This window comes from Streptomyces alboflavus (assembly GCF_000716675.1).
Lineage (GTDB): Bacteria > Actinomycetota > Actinomycetes > Streptomycetales > Streptomycetaceae > Streptomyces > Streptomyces alboflavus.
Map to the genome: position 1 here is coordinate 19,203 of NZ_JNXT01000075.1, position 16,991 is coordinate 36,193.

Here is a 16,991-nt window from a genome sequence, read left to right on the forward strand (position 1 = left end):
AACAGGCACGTTCCGTGGCTGTTGGCCCAGGGGATCCACCGCAACAGACACGGAACGTGTGCTCAGGCAGGCTCTAACGTTCCTGAGGCCCGAAGAACGCAGCCAAATCCCGCTGCTTCGCCGACAGACGACGTCTCTTGCTCTTGCCGAGTGCGTCACGGAACGTGTCCCCGGCCATCCGCTGATGCCGCAGCCACTCCGGTGTCTCATCCCAGAGTGACCACAGGATGTCTGTTGCTTCGTCGGGGCCTCGCATCATCGCGTGGGCCTGCGCCACATCCAGCAGATGCCGCCGCCTGAAGAGCATCCCCTTCTTGTCCGAGGGGGACGGCATTCGCTCCGACAGGCGCAGCACGCGGTCCGGCTTGTCCGCCACCAACTGGTTCTCGATCCCCTGAAAGGCCACGGTCCGCCAGTCGAACCGCCCCCAGGACGACACCGCGACCGCCTGTCCAGCACCGAGAGCGGCCCCCGCGGTGCGTCCGAGCCGCAGGATCTCGCGGGCGGCCTCAGGCCGGTTGTTGCGGGCCGCCGCCGCGCTGCCGTGAACCAGGAGCTTCCCCCAGGCCCCGAGCGACTGGCGGGTGGCACGCGAGATGCGTGGCTCGATGGCATCCGCCGTGGCGACACTCACCTGCTCGGCCTCGTCCAGGCGCCCTTGTCGCATCAGCAGCCAGCCCTGCTGGTACACCGCCGCGGCCACTCCACCCGAGTCGTTCACCCGCACCGCGTCCTCGATGGCGTCGCGCAGCGCGATGTGGGCCAAGTCGTAGGCCCGTACCTGCGTCAGGTACCGACCGGCCATCTGGAGCGCGTCGGAACGCACGCGCAGCGCTTCGGTGTGCTCGGGGCCGTTGTCGTAGTGCCGCACGGTGGCGTGCGCCGCGTGGACCAGGCCGGGAAGGAGCTCTGCGACTTCGCCGTAGCGGTCCTGGTGATAGGCCTTGCCGATCTCGCGGGCAGTGGCCTGGAGACGCGGCAGGTCCGGTTCCGTGGCCACGGTATGGGGCGCACTGACGCGCCCGGCGAAGGTGATCGGCGGCGCGATGGCCTGCCGCAGCAGCATCAGATCGATGTTGTCGTCGTCGCTCCGGGTGCTGGAATGTGGGCCGGAGGACTCGAAAAGCACTGAGGTGCGGACCCCCAGCGCTCGGGCGAGTGCGTGATAGGCGTCGAGGCGAGCGGTGCCGCCACGTTCGAGCTTCTTCACAACTCCCAGACTGAGGCAGGCCCGTTCGGCCAGGCGCTCCTGGGTCAGGCCGCGATGGAGCCGGAGTTCGCGGAGTCGTTCACTGGAGGTTGAAGACACGGGGCCGATTGAAGGGGGCATCCTGATGCTCCATTCTGAGGTCGCACTGAAAAGGTACGCCCAACGGCCCTCACCTGGCGTGGAAGCTGTTTTGCTGTTGACGCCGAGCTGTTGGAGTCGGCCCTCGCAGGCGGGTCGTCGGAAGATTCGGTACGCAATCCGCCTCGCCGACGCGTGAAAAGGGGACCCCGTGACCGACCAGGACCTAACAGAGGTTGCCCATTTCCTGTGGGAGGCGGGCACCCTCAAGTCCGCGCGCCGAACAGGCTGGTGGATGGCGGGCGTTCGGGACCCCGAGAGCGTGGCCGAACACGCGTGGCGCACGTCCGTCATCGCCTCCGTCATCGCGACGCTGGAAGGAGCCGACGCGGCCCGCGCGGCTCACATGGCGGTGTGGCACGACTCCCAGGAGACCCGCACGGGCGACGTGAACCACCTGGGCAAGAAGTACGCGGCCCCGGGCGACCCCGAGGCGGTGACCGCCGACCAGACGGCCGGCATGCCCGAGGTCCTGCGTACCGCTGTGCGCGCCCTGGTCGCCGAGTACGAGGCGAAGGAGTCGCCCGAGGCCATCTGCGCGCGGGACGCCGACAAGCTGGAGTGCATGCTCCAGGGCCTGGAGTACCGGGGGCAGGGATACACCAGCGCACAGCGGTGGATCGACAACAGCCGCGCCCGCATCGTCACGGAGTCGGGCCAACGGCTGGCCGATGAACTGCTGGCCCAGTCTCCGCTCGACTGGCTCCGCGCAGCCATGGGAGAGAAGCCCTGAAGTTCGTTTGTCCCTGCGGGCGTTCGCATCCGCGCTCCCGCCCGTCCGGCCCCGGCCCTGAAGGAGGACTGCGATGCCGCAGAACCCGCTCAGCTTTGACGACCTGATCGAGGCCGCGCAGCGCTCGGCTGTGCACCTGGAGATGCGTGACCAGTACGGAATCAGCGACGAATCCGAGGGCTTCAGGTCCTGGCTGCGGACGGGGCAGCGTGACACGGACCCCGCTTCGGAGTCCTGGGCACCCTGGGTCGAGCTGATCTCTCGGGCGGTCTCGCGCGGTGTCGTCGTACGGCGCGCACGCATCATCTCCGAGCCGGTCACCGACTACATCCGGTACGAGCATGGCGGTACAGGCGTCAACGTCACGGCGGGCGAACAGGTTCGATGGCTGCCGCGCCGACGTGCCTCGGACATCGCGCTGCCGGGCAACGACTTCTGGCTGTTCGACGACCGTCTGATCCGCTGGAACCACTTCACCGGCGACGGCGCGTGGGCCGGACAGGAGTTCACGGAGGCCCCGGCCGCGACGAAGCTGTGCACCGACTCCTTCGAGGCGGTCTGGTCACGGGCGATCCCGCACGACCAGTACGAGATTCGCTGACCGCACCACACCAGGTCGACGCGCGAGCGTTGATCGTGAAGGCGCTCGACGCGCCGTGCTGACCCCGGGCCGGGCGCGCCCGGGCGTATCGGCACCCCTGAGCACCCCGGCCAGCGGCCCTGACGTTTCGCGTCATCCCGCCTCGCCCACCCCGCTCCCTAGCGTCGTACGCATGACTCCCCCTCCCGCGCCACCCCAGGCCGAACGCCCCCGGACCCTGTCCGTCCTCGCGGAGTGGGCCGCCGGCCGCCACGGCGGGCTGCCCGCGCTGCGGTTCAAGCGGGGCGGTGGCTGGCAGGAGGTCACCTACGAAGGTCTGCGCGACGCCGTACGGGGCGTGGGGTGCGCCCTCGTCGGGCTCGGCGTCGAGCCGGGTGACCGCGTGGCGATCCTCGCCGAGACCCGCGCGGAGTGGACGTACGCGCACTTCGGGACGATGGCGGCGGGCGCGGTCGTGGTGCCCGTGTATCCGACGGCCGGTGATGACGAGGTGGCCTGGGTCCTCGGGAACTCGGGCGCCTCCGTGGTGCTCTGCGAGGACGCGGCGCAGGCGGCGAAGGTGCGGCGGCTGCGGGGGAAGCTGCCGGGGGTGCGGCGGGTGGTCGTGATGACGGGGGAGCGGGCGTACGCGAGGGACGGGGTGACCGAGGGGGGTGGGGCGGTCGAGGGTGATGGGGGCGCCGTGGGCGCCGGGGTGGCCCAGGGCGACGGGGTGGCCGACGGGGGCGCAGGCGTCGCCGCTCTGCTGGAGCGGGCCGAGAGCCGTGCCCCCGGTGACCCCGCCACCATCATCTACACCTCCGGCACCACTGGGCCGCCGAAGGGCTGCGTCCTCACTCACGGCAACATCGGCGCCGTACAGGACGCCTCGCTGCCCCTCATCGAGGGCGGCCCGGGCGACGCCACGTATCTGTATCTGCCACTCGCCCATCTGCTCGCGCAGCTCATCGAGTTCACCACCCTCATCGAGGGCGGCACGCTCGTGTACTTCGGCGGCCGGATCGAGGACGTCGTCGCCGAGCTTGCCGAGGCGCGGCCCACGCATCTGCCGTCCGTGCCGCGCCTGTTCGAGAAGATCCACTCGGTGGTGCTCTCCCTCGCGGAGTCGCAGGACGGCGGGCGCGAGCGGTTCGAGGAGGCCGTACGGATCGGGGTGCTCGCGGCCGACGGGGCGCTGCCCGACGAGCTGCGGGACGCGCACGAGGCCGCCGACAAGACCCTGTACGGGCCGGTCAGGCAGGCGCTCGGCGGGCGTGTGCGGTGGGCGCTGACCGGTGGCGCGCCGATCGCCCCGCACGTTCTGGACTTCCTGCGGGCCTGCGGCATCCGGGTCTTCGAGGGCTACGGGATGACCGAGTCCGGCGGCGTCATCAGCCTCAACCACCCGGGGGCGGTGAAGTACGGAACCGTCGGGAAGCCCATCGCGGGCTGCGAGGTGCGCATCGCGGACGACGGCGAAGTGCTCGCCCGCGGCACCAACGTCTTCCCCGGCTACCACGCCGACGAGCCCGCCACCCGCGCCGCCCTCGACGCCGACGGCTGGCTGCACACCGGTGACCTGGGCGCCCTCGACGAGGACGGGTACCTGCGCATCACCGGCCGCAAGAAGGACCTCATCATCACCTCGGCGGGCAAGAACCTCACCCCGTCCCTGTCCGAACTCGCCATCCAGGCCTCCCGGTTCGTCTCCCGCGCCGTGATGGTGGGCGACCGGAGGCCCCACCCCGTCGCCCTCATCACCCTCGACGCCGAGGAGGTCACGGGCTGGGCGTCCCGGTCCGGCCTGACCCTCACCGAGCCGGTGTCGGCCGACCCGAGGGTCCGCGCCCTCGTCCAGGAGGCGGTCGACGAGGCGAACGCGCAGGTGTCCCGTCCGGCAAGGATCAGGGCATTCGCGGTCCTGGACGAGGACTTCTCGGTGGCCGACGGGCTCCTGACGCCGAGCCTGAAGGTGCGGCGGCGGGCGGTGGTGGAGCGGTACGCGGGGGTGGTGGAGAGGCTGTACGGGGAAGGGGTTCACGAGGGTGAGAGGGGCTAACTTGTGTGAGTGGTACGCGAGTTAGTGCCTCTCACCTAAGGAAGTCCCGCAAGCCGCAGCAACGCCGTCGCCCCCGCCGCCCCCACCACGACCAACGCGAACGGCGCTCGGCGCCAAGCGAGCACCCCGCCGACCAGCACCCCGGCCGGGCGCGACCAGCCCGCGAAGTCGTGCCCCTCCGTGAGCGCTCCGGTGGCGAGCAGCGCGACGAGCAGCACGGTCGCGCCCAGTGTCAGCAACTCCTGTACGCGGACGGGCAGTTCGACGCGGCCGTGCAGGAGGGGTCCGGCGAGGCGGAAGGCGTAGGTGCCCGCGGCGAGGGCGAGGACGCAGGCGAGGTAGGCGTTCATGAGGGGGTTCCCGAGGAGGTGGGGGCGGGCCCGGTCACGGGTTCGGCGGCGGGGTCCTCGACGGGCCGGACCGGACGCCTCCGCATCGCCACCAGGCCGAGCAGCGCGAGCAGCACCGGCGCTCCCGCGGGCAGGACCGGTGTGGCCGCGACGGCGATCACCGCGCCGAGGGCCCCGGCGCGGCGCGCGTTGCCGCTGTCCCGCAGCGCGGGCATGACCAGCGCGAGCAGCACCGCGGGGAACGCCGCGTCCAGCCCGAACCGCCCGGTGTCCCCGAGTGCCGAACCGGCGAGCGCACCCACGAGCACGCTCACGTTCCACACGGCGAACAGGCCGAGCCCGGATATCCAGAACGCGGCCTTCCGGCTCCTGCGGTCCGGCTGGGCCATCACGAACGCGGCCGTCTCGTCGGTGATCAGATGCGCGCCCACGAGCCGCGCCGCCCAGGTCCGCCCCAGGCTGTCGGCGACGGCCAGACTGAAAGCCGCCGTACGGGAGTTGAGCAGCAGCCCGGTCGCCGCCGCGGCCACCGCGCCGCCGCCCCCGGTGAGCGCGGCGGCCGCGCTGAACTGGGCGGAGCCCGCGTACACGAGCAGGGACATGGTGACCGGCACCCAGAGCGGCAGCCCGCCCGCGACGGCGATGGCCCCGAAGGAGACGCCGACGACGAAGTCGGCTGCCAGGACGAGCGCGATGTCCCGCAGGACGCCGGAGGGCAGGTCGGAGAGGCGGACGAACCCCGTCGTTCGGTCTGCGGGGTCATCCGTTCGGTGTGGCGAACGCATGCCACGTAGCATGGGCAGACCACTTCGCGTTCGTCAAGCCGAACGATTGGTATCCTGTGCCGAACGAATGGGATGGGTCGCGGAGAGATCCGGGGCCTGGAGGTCCCGGAGGTCCGGCGACGCGAGGAGGCGGAGCGCACCGCATGACCGAAGACGACCGGGCCACGCCCCCGGGCGACCGGGCCACGCCCCACGGCGACCGGGCCACACCCGCGCGGCTGCCCCGCGACTGGATCGCCACCGCCCTGCGCCGGGAGCGCACCCGGGCCGGCCTCTCCCTCTCCGAGCTGGCCAAACGCGCCGGAATCGCCAAGTCCACGCTGTCCCAGCTGGAAGCGGCCACGGGCAACCCGGGCATCGAGACGCTCTGGGCGCTCGCCGTGGCCCTCGGCGTGCCGTTCAGCGTGCTCGTCGAGTCACCGGGCCCCGCCGTGACGGTGATCCGCGCGGGCGAGGGCCCGACGATGCGCGCCGAGCAGGCCTCGTACGCGGGCACGCTGCTTTCGGCCGGCCCGTCCGGCGTGCGCCGCGACATCTACCACGGCGCCATGGAGCCGGGCTCCGTGCGCGCGTCCGAGCCGCACATCCCCGGCTCCGTGGAGCACCTGATCGTCAGCACGGGCCGCCTGCTCGCGGGCCCGGACGGCGAGCGGGTCGAGCTGGGGCCCGGTGACTACATGTCGTACCGGGGCGATGTCCCGCACGCGTACGAGGCGCTGGTGCCGGGGACGACGTTCGTCCTGGTGATGCAGCACGTGTGAGGCGGCACGTGTGAGGCAGTGCGTGTGAGGCAGTGCGTGTGAGGCGGCACGCGTGAGGCGCCCGACGCGTGCGTCCACCGGCGCCTCCGGGGCGCGCGCCCCGGAGCCCGCCCTCAGCCCCTCCGCCGCTTCGGCTCCAACAACTGCTCCCGCAGCGACGTGAGTTGATGTGACGTGTCGACGGCCCGCGCCTCGTCCAGTGTCGTCAGTGCGAGGAGCAGCACATCCGCGACGACGAGGGCGGTGAGCGCCTCGGTGGTGATCCCCGTCGGCGTGTGCGGGGCCGTGAGCACGGCGTCCACCCGGCCTCCGTACAGCTCCGCCAGCTCGTCCGTGACCAGGACGACCCGTGCCCCCACGGCCCGCGCCCGGTCGATGAGCACCGCGAGCTCCGGCAGGGCGCGCCCGGGCTGGAAGATCACCACCGCGTCCCCGCGCCGCAGCGCGAGCAGATCGTCGGCCAGTGTGAACCCGGTCGCCCCCACGTGCCGGGCCCGCCGCCCGATGCGGCCGAGCGCCAACGCCAGGTGCCGTGCGGCCAGTTCGGACGCGGCGACGCCGAAGCAGTGGATCTCGCCCGCATCGGCGAGCGCGCCGACCGCCGTGCGCAGCGCCTCGTCCGAGGTGAGGCGGCGGGCGTGCCCGATGCGCTCCTGGGCCTCGTCGAACACCTCGTCCCAGATGCCGCCGAGGTCCCGCCCCACGTGCGCGATGCGCTGGGCGAGCCGCACCTCGGGCGCGACGCTGGAGGTGAAGTCCGCCGTGAGGTCGCGCTTGAGCGCGGGCAGGCCCGCGTACCCCAGGCGCTGGAGGGCGCGGACGACCGTGGCGTTGCTCGTCCCGCTGGCCGTGCCCAGCTCCTGCGCGGACGCGAAGAGCAGCGACTCGGCGGGGGCGCCCGCCAGATACTGCGCCACCGCGCGCTCGGACGCGGACAGCGTCTCCCACTGATCCCGCACGGCGGCCCGCAGTCGGTCCAGGCCCCCCGCGGCGCCGTCCTCGCCCGCCCCCGCCGCGCCGTCTCCGCCCTCAGGCATCCCTGAAATCTCCATTACAGCTATTGACTCCCGTGTGATGCCCGTTACTCTCCTGGACAACGCATTCCAAGGAGAGAGAGTTCCGTAACCGACGTTACAGGACGGCGGTCCCGGGGACCTCTCCGTCGCGAGGAGAAGCATGGCACCGCGCACCGCCCCCGCAGGCCCGACCGACCCGCTCGTGGCCGACCCGTCCAGAACGCTCCCTGTCGTCGAGATCTCCGGCACCCCCACCGCCCGCGGCCGCCAGTACGGCGAGGCGGTCCGCCCGCAGCTGCACGCGGCGCTCGCGTACTACGAGGCCGCGTTCGGCCAGTCGGCCGGGCTGTCCTGGGACCAGGTGACCGACCGCGCCGCCCGCTGGCTGGGGCCCGTCGAGGAGTACGCGCCGGACCTCGTCGAGGAGATGACGGGGATCGCCGAGGGCGCGGGCGTCGGCCTCCTCGACGTCCTCGCCCTGAACGCCCGCGGCGAGGTCATCTACGACCGGTCGTTCAAGGACATGGCCGCGCCTCCGCATACAGAAGCCGCGCCCCCGCGCACGGAGGAGGAGCCCCCCGACGGCTGCACCTCCTTCGCCGCCTACGGCGAGGCCAGCGGCGACGGCCACGTCTACGCCGGACAGAACTGGGACTGGCGCGCCGGGGTCGCCGACACCGTCGTGATGCTGCGGATCGTCCAGCCCCCGAAGCCCACCCTGATCATGCAGGTGGAGGCCGGCCAGATCGGCCGCCAGGGCGCCAACTCCGCCGGGATCGCCCTCAACGCCAACGGCCTCGGCGGCCGCTTCAGCGACGCGGTCGGCCTGCCCCAGACCGTCGTACGCCGCCGCGTCCTGGACCAGCACGCCATCACCGACGCCGTCGACGTGCTCTGCCGCACCCGCGCCCACATCGCCTCGAACGCCCTGCTGACCTGCCGCGAAGGCTTCGCGCTCGACCTGGAGACGACGCCCGCCGGGCACGGCTGGATGTATCCGACCGACGGCCTCCTCGTGCACGGCAACCACTACCAGGCCGGTGTCCCCGCCGCCCTCGCCGCCGCGTACCGCCCGATGTCCCCGGACTCGCTGATCCGCGTCCCGCGCGCCGAGCAGGGCCTGCGCGCCCTGCGCGGCGCCACCGGACCCGATGAGTCCCTGAAGATCATCAAGCAGGCCATGTCCGACCACCTGGGCCACCCCGAGTCGCTGTGCACCCACCCCGACCCGCGCCGCCCGCCCCTCAAGCACTGGGCCACCCTCGTCTCCTCCTGCGTGGACCTGACGACCGGCGACTACCGCGTCACCGCGGGCACCCCCTGCGACCGCGACTACCAGCACCTTCCGTGGAACCTCTACGACGGCCCGTACGGAGACGCAAGATGACACGGACACGCCGGACGACCACGCCCCGCGGAAGCCACCGCGCCGCGGGCGCCTCCCTCGCCGCCCTCACCCTGCTCGCCACCGCGGGCTGCGCCGGAGCCGACACCTCCGCCCTCGGCGGCAGGCCCGCCGACGCCGCGAAGCTCAAGCTGTCCCCGACGACCCCGCCCGCCCGCGGCCAACTCGACCGCGCGGACTGGCTCCTGGAGGACGAGCCCGACTCCCTCGACCTCGACACCCAGGGCACCAGCGCGGGCCGCGTCGTCCTCACCAACGTCTGCGAGCGGCTCTACCAGCTCCAGCCCGACATGAGCGTCAGGCCGTTCCTCGCCGAGAAGGCCCGGACGCCCGACGACCGCACCCTCGTCCTGACCGTCCGCGACGGCGTCACCTTCCACGACGGCTCGAAGCTCACCGCCGCCGACGTGCTGTGGAGCCTGAAGCGGCACGCCGACCCGGACATGGAGCAGGCCGACGAGTTCGGCAATGTGAAGAGCATGGCGCGGACCGGCCCGCGCGAGATCACCGTGCGCTTCAAGGAGCCCGACGCCCTGTTCACCAAGGCGCTCGCCGGGGACGCGGGCATCGTCTGGAACCCGCGGCAGGTGAAGGAAGCCGGGAAGGAGTTCGGCACCCCGGGGCACGGTGACGCCTGCTCGGGTCCGTACCGCCTGAAGAGCTGGAAGTCCGGTGACTCCCTCACCATCGAGGCGTACGAGGGGTATTGGGGCAAGAAGCCGCTGACCCGCCGCGTCGACTTCCGCTGGGCCTCCGACAGCGCCCTCGTGAACGCCCTGAAGACGGGCGCGGCCGACGGCACGTACGCGGAGTCGCCCAACACCGCCGCCGCCCTGCGCACCACCAAGCGTCTCAAGCAGTACTACGGCCCCTCCACCGCCTCCCTCGTCCTCATCCCGACCGCACGCGGCGGCCTGAAGGACCCGGCGATCCGGCGCGCCCTGTCCCTCGCCCTGGACCGCGAGGGCATCGCCAACTCCGGGTACGGCGGGCTCGTGCAGCCGTGGGCGGCACCGGTCGGGGCGGGCGCCTGGGGCTACGAGAAGCGGCACTTCGCCGCCGCCCAGCGGAAGCTGACGGCGGTCGCGCCCGTCTCGCCCACCGCCGACGACCTCGCCGAGGCCAAGCGGCTCGTGAAGGAGGCGGGCGCGCCGGACGACCCGATCGTCATCGGCACCGACAGCAGCCAGGGCCGCACGGTCGTCGCCAACGCCACCCGCGCCGCCCTCCAGCGCATCGGCCTCGAAGCGCAGATCAAGACGGTGCCGCCGGCCCAGTTCGAGGAGTTCTACAGCGACCCCGGCGCCCGCGCCGACATCGACGCCCTCGTCGGCGACTGGTACATCTCCAAGTCCGACCCCATGGGCTTCTACGACAACGGCCTGTCCGACTCCTCCAACAACTGGGTCGGCTTCAAGGACGCCACGTACGACCGTCTGACGCACCGCGCCCTCCGCACGCTCGACGACAGGCGCAGGGCCAGGATCACCACCGACATCCAGCGGCGGTTCGTCGACGCGGCCGTGTGGATCCCCGTGGCGCAGGTGCCGACCGCGCTCGTCCTCAGCGACAGGCTGACCGGGCCGCCCGCGTCCCAGGCCTACCTCTACTACCCGTGGGCCGCCCAGCTCGGCCCGCGAAAGGCCGGGTGAGCCCCATGGCACTTCGCCTCGCACTCCGCGTCGGCCGCCGGATCACCGGCGTGCTCGCGACGCTCCTCGCCGCCTCCTTCGTCATCTTCGCCGCCGTGTACGCGGCGCCGGGCGACCCCGCGGTGTTCCTCGCGGGCGGCCGCGACAAGCTGACGCCGGAACGGCTCGCGCAGGTCCGCGCCGAGTACCACCTGGACGAGCCCCTGTTCGTCCAGTACGGCCGCTGGCTGTGGGACTGCGTCCACCTGGACCTCGGCCGCTCCTTCAAGTACAGCGACCAGGTCGCCGACCTGGTGGCCGCCCGCTTCCCCACCACCCTCCAACTCGTCCTGTACGCCACGGTCCTGTTCGTCGTCCTCGGCGTGGGCGCGGGGATCCTCGCCGCCGTGAAGCGGTCCACGTGGGTGGACTCGGCGGTCGTCGGCGTCACCACGCTGGCCGCGTCCGTGCCGTCGTTCGTCGCGGCCATCGCGCTGGTGTCGTTCTTCGGGGTGCGGCTCGGGTGGTTCCCGGTGACCGGGAGCGGGACCGGCTTCCTCGACACGGTCCGCCATCTCACGCTGCCCGCCCTGTCGTTGGCGCTCGGCGCGCTCGCCCTCGTCAGCCGGGTCACCCGGCAGGCCATGGTGGACGCGGCGGCCTCCGACCACGTGGAGGCGGCCCGCGCCTCCGGCGTCCCCGAGCGGGACATCGTCCGCAGGCACGTCCTGCGCAACGCGCTCGGGCCCATCGTGACCATGTGCGGCCTGGTCATGGCGGGCATGCTCGCAGGCACCGTCGTCGTGGAGACCGCGTTCGGCCTCAGCGGCATCGGCTCGCTGCTCGTCGGCGCCATCAACACCCATGACTTCCCCGTCGCCCAGGCCGTCCTGCTCCTGATGGTCACCGGATACATCGTGGTCACGACGCTGGTGGACGCGGTCCATCCGCTGCTGGACCCGCGCGTGGAAGGAGCGGCCCGATGACCGCGATCCTGAACGAAGCCACGGCTCCGGCGTCGGCCCCGGCCCTGGCGGCCGTACGCGCGCGCCGCCCCCTCGGCGTCCTCGTCGCGGGAACCCTCCTCGCCCTGGTTGTCATCGCGGCCGCGTGCGCCCCCCTGCTCGCGCCGTACGCCCCCGACACCATCGACCTCTCCTCCTCCCTCGTCGGCACCGGCCGCGACCACCTCCTCGGCACCGACTCCTCCGGCCAGGACCTGCTCTCCCGCGCCCTGTACGGAGCCCGCAGCAGCCTCGTCGCGCCGCTGGCCCTGCTCGCCGTCGCCGGAGTGCTCGGCGTCAGCCTCGGTGTGCTCGCCGCGTGGCGCGGCGGCTGGGTCGACGTCCTCGTCTCCCGCCTCACGGACGTGATGTACGCCTTCCCCGGCCTGCTGTTCACCGTCCTGATCATCGCGGTGTTCGGCGCGGGCATGACGACCTCCGTCCTCGCCCTGGGCCTCGCCTTCACGCCGACCGTCGCCAAGTACACGCGCTCCCTGGCCCTCTCGGAGGCCCGCAAGCCGTACGTCGACGCCTACCGCGTCCAGGGCATGGGCGGCCTCCGCATCTGCGCCACCCATGTCGTCCCGAACCTCGCCCGCGCGATCCTCGGCTACCTGGTCGTCCTCTTCGGCGAGGCCCTGATGTCCCTCGCGACCCTCTCCTACCTGGGCTTCGGCGCCCAACCCCCGTCCTCGGACTGGGGCCTGATGGTCCAGGAGGGCCAGGCCGCGATCGTCCAGGGCGCGATGCTGCCCGCACTCGTGCCCGGCACCGCCATCGCCCTGGTGGTCGTGTGCTTCAACGTCGTCGGCGTCTGGGCCGCCGACCGTCTGGGGAGGCAGTGATGAGCGAGAACCGTCCCAGGAGTACGCCCGCTCCGGCGGCCGCACCCCCGGCCGAAGCCCTGCTGGAGATCGTCGACCTGACCCTGCGGCTGCCCGGCGCCGCCCGCCCCGTCCTCGACTCGGTGTCCCTGACCGTCGCGCCCGGCGAAGTCGTGGCCCTGGTGGGGGAGTCGGGGTCGGGCAAGTCGACGACGGCGAAGGCCGCGCTCGGGCTCTTCCCCGCCGGGGCGGTGGCATCCGGCTCCGTACGCTTCGACGGCACCGAGGTCCTCGGCCTCACCGGCGAACGCCTTCGCGCCCACCGCGCCGACGGCGTCGCCCTGGTCCACCAGGATCCGCGGGCCGCCCTCAACCCGGTGCGGCGCGTCGGCGACTTCCTGGTGGAACGCGGCGCCGGCAGGGCGGAGGCGGTCGAGCTGCTCGCCTCCGTGGGGCTTCCGGACCCGCAGCGCCGGGTGCGGCAGCGGCCGCACGAGATGTCCGGCGGGATGCTGCAGCGCGTCGTCATCGCGGGCGCGCTCGCGGCCCGCCCGCGGCTGCTCCTCGCCGACGAGGCGACCAGCGCGCTCGACGTCACCACCCAGGCCGACATCCTCGCCCTGCTGCGCACCCTGCGCGCCGAGCACGGCCTCGGGCTCCTCTTCATCACCCACGACCTGCACCTGGCGGCCGCGTACAGCGATCGCGTGTACGTCATGTACGCGGGCCGTGTCGTCGAGTCCCGTACGGCATCGGCCCTCTTCACCGCCCCCGCCCACCCCTACACCCGGGGCCTCCTCACCTGCTCCCCGACCCTGGGCGACACCCTCACCCCCCTCCGCCCCATCCCGGGCCGCCCCCCGTCCCTCTCGGACACCTTCCCGGGCTGCCCGTTCGTCGAGCGCTGCGCCGAGGCCGAGCCGACCTGCGAGACGTGGTCCCCGCGTCCGGTCCCGCTGCCGGACGGCGGCGCGGCGGCGTGCGCCTTCGTGAACGCCGAGCCCGGCCTGAGTCCTGTCTTCACCGCTGTGGGCAATCGTCCCGCAGGGCGGGACAGGTGGGCACAGACACAGGCCGACGGCGCTGACGCGGACGAGGTGAACCACGCATGACACCCCACCTGCTGGAAGCAGACAGCCTCAGCAAGACCTACCCCCTGCCCGGCGGCGGCTCCCACCAGGCCGCGGCCGACGTGACCTTCACCGTCCCCCCGGGCGGAGCCCTCGGCATCGTCGGCGAGTCCGGCTCGGGCAAGACCACCGTCGCCCGAATGCTCGTGGGCCTGGTCCGCCCGGACCACGGCACGATCGCGGTGGCGGGCCGAGCGCGGGAGCCCCGCCCGCCGAGGGGCAGGGCGGCCCGCCTGGCCAGGGCGAGGGAGATCCAGATGGTCTTCCAGGACCCCTATGTCTCCCTGGACCCCCGCCTGACGGCGACCCAGTGCCTCCGCACGGCCCTGCGCCTGCACGACCGGGGCGAGGCGGAGGCGGCGGAGCTCCTGGACCGGGTCGGCCTCGGACCGAGGGAGGCGGACGCCCGGCCGAGGGATCTGTCGGGCGGCCAGCGCCAGCGCCTCGCCATCGCGCGGGCCCTCGCGGTGGACCCCAGGATCCTCGTCCTCGACGAGGCGGTGGCGGCGCTGGACGTGTCGATCCAGGCCCAGATCCTCCAGCTCCTGGCGGAGATCAGGGCGGAGACGGGGGTGGCGCTGGTGTTCGTGAGCCACGATCTGGCGGTGGTGCGGCACGTGACGGACGAGGTTCTCGTGATGCGCCGGGGCAAGGTGGTGGAGCGGGGCGCCACCGCCCGGGTCCTCGCGTCCCCCGACGACCCGTACACCCGCCTCCTCCTGGCCTCCGTCCCGACGGAGGGCTGGGACCCGACGGACACGGCCCGCACACCCCTGCCCCCGCCGTAGCCCTCGCGGGGCGCCCCAGGCCCGCCCCTTCTCCGAAACCGGGGCTCTGCCCCTGGACCCCGGGGGTGGGTGTCCCGTGGCGGGTGGGACAGTCCTCCCCCGAATCGGCGCTCCGCGCCTCGTCCTCAATCGCCGGACGGGCTGAAAATACTTCGCCGGGGCGGACCGCAAGCCTCACCGAGGCAGGCGGACGGAAAGTCTCGCGGAGGCGCGGCAAGCCTCACCGGGCCGGGTGGGAGACCTCGCCGGGGCGGGCTGAAGGGCACCGGGCAGGCAGGCAGTGCGTCCCACCCGGGCCGAAGCAATAGCAAGGGCGGGCGGGTGGGAGAAAGCCCGTCCGGCGTTTGAGGACGAGGTGCGGAGCGCCGACGAGGCGGGGAGAGGGGCGCAGCCCCAGAGGGCTAGCCGTCGAAGTCCTGCGCAGCAACCCGCAGGGGCCGAAGCATCGCAAAAATGTCCCCGCACTCCTCCGCGTCGTAGACGCCGAGCCCGAAGTCCATCGCCATCAGCTCCCGCGTCGCCTCCTCGACGACCTCGCGCCCCTTCTCCGTGATGGAGGCGAGCGTGCCGCGCCCGTCGTTCGGGTTCGGCCGCTTGTCCACGAGCCCTGACCGGACGAGCCGGTCCACGGTGTTCGTGACGGACGTCGGGTGCACCATGAGCCGCTCGCCGATCTTGGACATCGGCAGCTCGCCCGCCTTGGAGAAGGACAGCAGCACCAGGGCCTCGTAGCGCGCGAAGGTCAGGCCGTACGGCTTGACGACCGCGTCGACCTCGGCGAGCAGGATCTGGTGCGCGCGCATGATCGAGGTGATGGCGCCCATCGCGGGCACGGAACCCCAGCGCTGCTTCCAGAGTTCGTCGGCTCGGGCGATGGGATCGAAGGGGAGACTGAGCGGCTTCGGCACAGCGTCGACCTTAGCCGCCGGTCACATACCGGTCAGCCCCAGTCTCAGAATTCGGCAGCGCGTTCGCCCCTGCCCGCCCTGTCGACCGGACCTCGCGGACGAGGAGCAGACAGCACACGGTGCCGAGCGCCCCGGCGCCCGCGACCACCGTGCTGACGGCGAAGAACTCGGTGGCGAGCCCGGCGAGCGCCATGCCGACGCCCTGAAGGGTCATCAGGCCCGCCGTGTGCACGGTCATCGCCCGGCCGCGCAGCTCCGGCGGCACGGCGTCGACGAACCAGCGGTCGAGTCCGAGCGTGTACGCAGCTCCGGCCCCGGCGAGCGCGAGCGCGGGCAGCGCCCAGGCGAGGCCGGGCACGAAGGCGTACGCGAGCAGCGGGAGCAGCGTGGTCGCGGCCAGCGGCAGGACGATGCGGGAGCGGGTGGCGGGGCTGAGCGCGGAGCCCGCGTACACCTCGCCCGCGATGGTGCCGACGGGCATCGCGCACATCAGCAGGCCGACCCCGGCGGTGCCGACGCCGATCTGGTCGGCGTAGGGGGCGGCGAGGGCCTCGGGGGCGACGACGAACATCGGGGGCGCCCAGAGCAGGAGCAGCAGCGCGCGGATCCGCCGGTGCCCGAGCACCTCACGGGCACCGGCGAGCGAGTACCGCAGGAGCGCGGCGTCCCCGCCCCCGCTCCCCCGGGCGCCGCCCCGCGCGGGCCGCCGCTTCGTACCGGTCCGCAGCAGCAGCGCCGACGCGAGGAACGTCACCAGCGTGATGACGAGCGCCCCGCGCGGGGAGACGACGGTGAGCAGCACGCCTCCGAGCCCGAAGCCGACGAGGACAGCGCTCTGCGACACCATCCGCAGGAGCGAACGCCCGAGCACGAACAGGTCGCCGTCGCCGAGGACGTCGGTGAGCGTCGCCATCCGGGTGCCGTTGAACACCGGTGAGACGGCGGCGATCAGGCAACGCAGCGCAAGCAGTCCGGCGACCGGTGTCGCGGGCAGCGCCATCAGCGCGGCGCACCCGGCGCACACGAGGTCGCAGACGACGAGCACCCGGCGCGGCGGATACCGGTCGGCGACCCCGGCGAACAGCGTCCCGCCCACGAGGTACGGCAGCATCCCCAGCGCGAACGCCAGCGCGCTGAGCAGCGGCGACCCGGTGAGGTCGTACACGAGCACCGCCAGCGCGATCTCGCTGACGACCACCCCGAGCAGCGACAGCGCGTGCGCGACGAACACGACCCGGAACTCGCGGACGGCGAACACCCGCCCGTACCCGTCCCGCGCCTCGCCGCCGCCCGTACCCGTGCCCGTGTCCGTGCCCTCGACCGCACCCTCGCCCCGGGCTTCGCCCCCGGCCGGGGCCGAGGCTCGGCCCCGCGTCGCGGAAGGCTCCTCGGCGAGGGCCGGGGGCCGGGACCCGGCCAAGGGCTGAGATCCGGACGGGGAGCGGGGCCCTGACGAAGAGCAGGACGAAGAGCAGGGCCCGCACATCCCCCGCGCCCCCGGCGCGCGCTCCGCACCCCCGGGCGGTGTGGGCGCGACGGCCGCGGCACCGGAGCCCGCCGCACCCTCCCCGCCCACGAACCGCTCCGCCCCCGGGCGCCCCTCGCCCCCGCCCTCGGCCCCGACACCGGCACCGGCACCGGCACCGGCACCCACCCTCTCCCCCGTCCC

At 73.1% G+C, this 16,991-nt stretch carries 16 protein-coding genes; 10 read left to right on the top strand and 6 right to left on the bottom strand.

The window, feature by feature from the left end:
* Positions 1 to 73 precede the first annotated feature (73 nt).
* Positions 74 to 1,309 (bottom strand): helix-turn-helix domain-containing protein, encoded by a 1,236-nt coding sequence (locus tag OO63_RS36610; RefSeq protein WP_234311334.1) that lies wholly within the window; start codon positions 1,307 to 1,309, stop codon positions 74 to 76.
* 190 nt (positions 1,310 to 1,499) lie between these two features.
* Here OO63_RS36610 and OO63_RS36615 point away from each other — a divergent pair, with 190 nt between their 5' ends.
* The 3 genes from OO63_RS36615 (at position 1,500) to OO63_RS36625 (ending at position 4,720) form a co-directional block, all read left to right on the top strand.
* Positions 1,500 to 2,081, top strand: a complete 582-nt coding sequence (locus OO63_RS36615; RefSeq protein WP_030361154.1) for an HD domain-containing protein — start codon at positions 1,500 to 1,502, stop codon at positions 2,079 to 2,081.
* 73 nt (positions 2,082 to 2,154) lie between these two features.
* Positions 2,155 to 2,682: a DUF6879 family protein gene (locus OO63_RS36620; protein ID WP_030361155.1), complete on the top strand. Its 528-nt coding sequence runs from the start codon at positions 2,155 to 2,157 to the stop codon at positions 2,680 to 2,682.
* 172 nt (positions 2,683 to 2,854) lie between these two features.
* Positions 2,855 to 4,720 (top strand): AMP-dependent synthetase/ligase, encoded by a 1,866-nt coding sequence (locus OO63_RS36625; protein WP_030361156.1) that lies wholly within the window; start codon positions 2,855 to 2,857, stop codon positions 4,718 to 4,720.
* Positions 4,721 to 4,755: 35 nt separating this feature from the next.
* Here OO63_RS36625 and OO63_RS36630 read toward each other — a convergent pair whose 3' ends face one another.
* Positions 4,756 to 5,070: an AzlD domain-containing protein gene (locus OO63_RS36630; RefSeq protein ID WP_030361157.1), complete on the bottom strand. Its 315-nt coding sequence runs from the start codon at positions 5,068 to 5,070 to the stop codon at positions 4,756 to 4,758.
* Positions 5,067 to 5,855, bottom strand: a complete 789-nt coding sequence (locus OO63_RS36635; protein ID WP_234311335.1) for an AzlC family ABC transporter permease — start codon at positions 5,853 to 5,855, stop codon at positions 5,067 to 5,069. The genes OO63_RS36630 and OO63_RS36635 overlap by 4 nt, the downstream gene beginning before the upstream one ends.
* Positions 5,856 to 5,998: 143 nt before the next feature.
* Between OO63_RS36635 and OO63_RS36640 the strand changes: the two genes are divergently transcribed.
* Complete coding sequence (locus tag OO63_RS36640) at positions 5,999 to 6,616, top strand: helix-turn-helix domain-containing protein (RefSeq protein WP_234311336.1); 618 nt, start codon at positions 5,999 to 6,001, stop codon at positions 6,614 to 6,616.
* Between the two features lie 113 nt (positions 6,617 to 6,729).
* On the opposite strand, the gene OO63_RS36645 is transcribed toward OO63_RS36640, so the two are convergent.
* Positions 6,730 to 7,653, bottom strand: coding sequence for a MurR/RpiR family transcriptional regulator (locus tag OO63_RS36645; RefSeq protein ID WP_051811542.1), 924 nt, complete (start codon positions 7,651 to 7,653; stop codon positions 6,730 to 6,732).
* Between the two features lie 139 nt (positions 7,654 to 7,792).
* Here OO63_RS36645 and OO63_RS36650 point away from each other — a divergent pair, with 139 nt between their 5' ends.
* The 6 genes from OO63_RS36650 to OO63_RS36675 are packed head-to-tail and all read left to right on the top strand — an operon-like array spanning position 7,793 to position 14,414.
* On the top strand, positions 7,793 to 9,019 hold the full coding sequence (locus OO63_RS36650) for a C45 family autoproteolytic acyltransferase/hydrolase (RefSeq protein WP_030361161.1): 1,227 nt from the start codon (positions 7,793 to 7,795) through the stop codon (positions 9,017 to 9,019).
* Complete coding sequence (locus OO63_RS36655; RefSeq protein ID WP_030361162.1) at positions 9,016 to 10,689, top strand: ABC transporter substrate-binding protein; 1,674 nt, start codon at positions 9,016 to 9,018, stop codon at positions 10,687 to 10,689. Before OO63_RS36650 ends, OO63_RS36655 begins: the two co-directional genes overlap by 4 nt.
* Positions 10,690 to 10,694: 5 nt before the next feature.
* Entirely contained in the window at positions 10,695 to 11,654 is a 960-nt protein-coding gene (locus OO63_RS36660) for an ABC transporter permease (RefSeq protein ID WP_030361163.1), read from the top strand.
* Positions 11,651 to 12,517, top strand: a complete 867-nt coding sequence (locus tag OO63_RS36665; RefSeq protein ID WP_030361164.1) for an ABC transporter permease — start codon at positions 11,651 to 11,653, stop codon at positions 12,515 to 12,517. Before OO63_RS36660 ends, OO63_RS36665 begins: the two co-directional genes overlap by 4 nt.
* Complete coding sequence (locus OO63_RS36670) at positions 12,517 to 13,608, top strand: ABC transporter ATP-binding protein (protein ID WP_078619594.1); 1,092 nt, start codon at positions 12,517 to 12,519, stop codon at positions 13,606 to 13,608. The genes OO63_RS36665 and OO63_RS36670 overlap by 1 nt, the downstream gene beginning before the upstream one ends.
* A complete protein-coding gene (locus OO63_RS36675) occupies positions 13,605 to 14,414 on the top strand; it encodes an ABC transporter ATP-binding protein (protein ID WP_030361166.1) in 810 nt (269 codons plus the stop codon). The genes OO63_RS36670 and OO63_RS36675 overlap by 4 nt, the downstream gene beginning before the upstream one ends.
* 401 nt (positions 14,415 to 14,815) lie before the next feature.
* Here OO63_RS36675 and OO63_RS36680 read toward each other — a convergent pair whose 3' ends face one another.
* Entirely contained in the window at positions 14,816 to 15,322 is a 507-nt protein-coding gene (locus tag OO63_RS36680; RefSeq protein ID WP_030361258.1) for a MarR family winged helix-turn-helix transcriptional regulator, read from the bottom strand.
* Between the two features lie 10 nt (positions 15,323 to 15,332).
* The gene (locus OO63_RS36685; RefSeq protein ID WP_234311337.1) at positions 15,333 to 16,808 is read right to left on the bottom strand and encodes an MFS transporter; all 1,476 of its coding nucleotides are present in this window, start codon (positions 16,806 to 16,808) and stop codon (positions 15,333 to 15,335) included.
* Positions 16,809 to 16,991: the final 183 nt, after the last annotated feature.

What these genes read in the sequence shown, in the direction of transcription:
- OO63_RS36650 (WP_030361161.1), top strand. Translation starts at nt 7,793, where the DNA reads ATGGCACCGCGCACCGCCCCCGCAGGCCCGACCGACCCGCTCGTGGCC.
- OO63_RS36625 (WP_030361156.1), top strand. Translation starts at nt 2,855, where the DNA reads ATGACTCCCCCTCCCGCGCCACCCCAGGCCGAACGCCCCCGGACCCTG.
- OO63_RS36620 (WP_030361155.1), top strand. Translation starts at nt 2,155, where the DNA reads ATGCCGCAGAACCCGCTCAGCTTTGACGACCTGATCGAGGCCGCGCAG.
- OO63_RS36630 (WP_030361157.1), bottom strand. Translation starts at nt 5,070, where the DNA reads ATGAACGCCTACCTCGCCTGCGTCCTCGCCCTCGCCGCGGGCACCTAC.
- OO63_RS36685 (WP_234311337.1), bottom strand. Translation starts at nt 16,808, where the DNA reads ATGTGCGGGCCCTGCTCTTCGTCCTGCTCTTCGTCAGGGCCCCGCTCC.
- OO63_RS36640 (WP_234311336.1), top strand. Translation starts at nt 5,999, where the DNA reads ATGACCGAAGACGACCGGGCCACGCCCCCGGGCGACCGGGCCACGCCC.
- OO63_RS36665 (WP_030361164.1), top strand. Translation starts at nt 11,651, where the DNA reads ATGACCGCGATCCTGAACGAAGCCACGGCTCCGGCGTCGGCCCCGGCC.
- OO63_RS36635 (WP_234311335.1), bottom strand. Translation starts at nt 5,855, where the DNA reads ATGCGTTCGCCACACCGAACGGATGACCCCGCAGACCGAACGACGGGG.
- OO63_RS36660 (WP_030361163.1), top strand. Translation starts at nt 10,695, where the DNA reads ATGGCACTTCGCCTCGCACTCCGCGTCGGCCGCCGGATCACCGGCGTG.
- OO63_RS36670 (WP_078619594.1), top strand. Translation starts at nt 12,517, where the DNA reads ATGAGCGAGAACCGTCCCAGGAGTACGCCCGCTCCGGCGGCCGCACCC.
- OO63_RS36675 (WP_030361166.1), top strand. Translation starts at nt 13,605, where the DNA reads ATGACACCCCACCTGCTGGAAGCAGACAGCCTCAGCAAGACCTACCCC.
- OO63_RS36645 (WP_051811542.1), bottom strand. Translation starts at nt 7,653, where the DNA reads ATGCCTGAGGGCGGAGACGGCGCGGCGGGGGCGGGCGAGGACGGCGCC.
- OO63_RS36655 (WP_030361162.1), top strand. Translation starts at nt 9,016, where the DNA reads ATGACACGGACACGCCGGACGACCACGCCCCGCGGAAGCCACCGCGCC.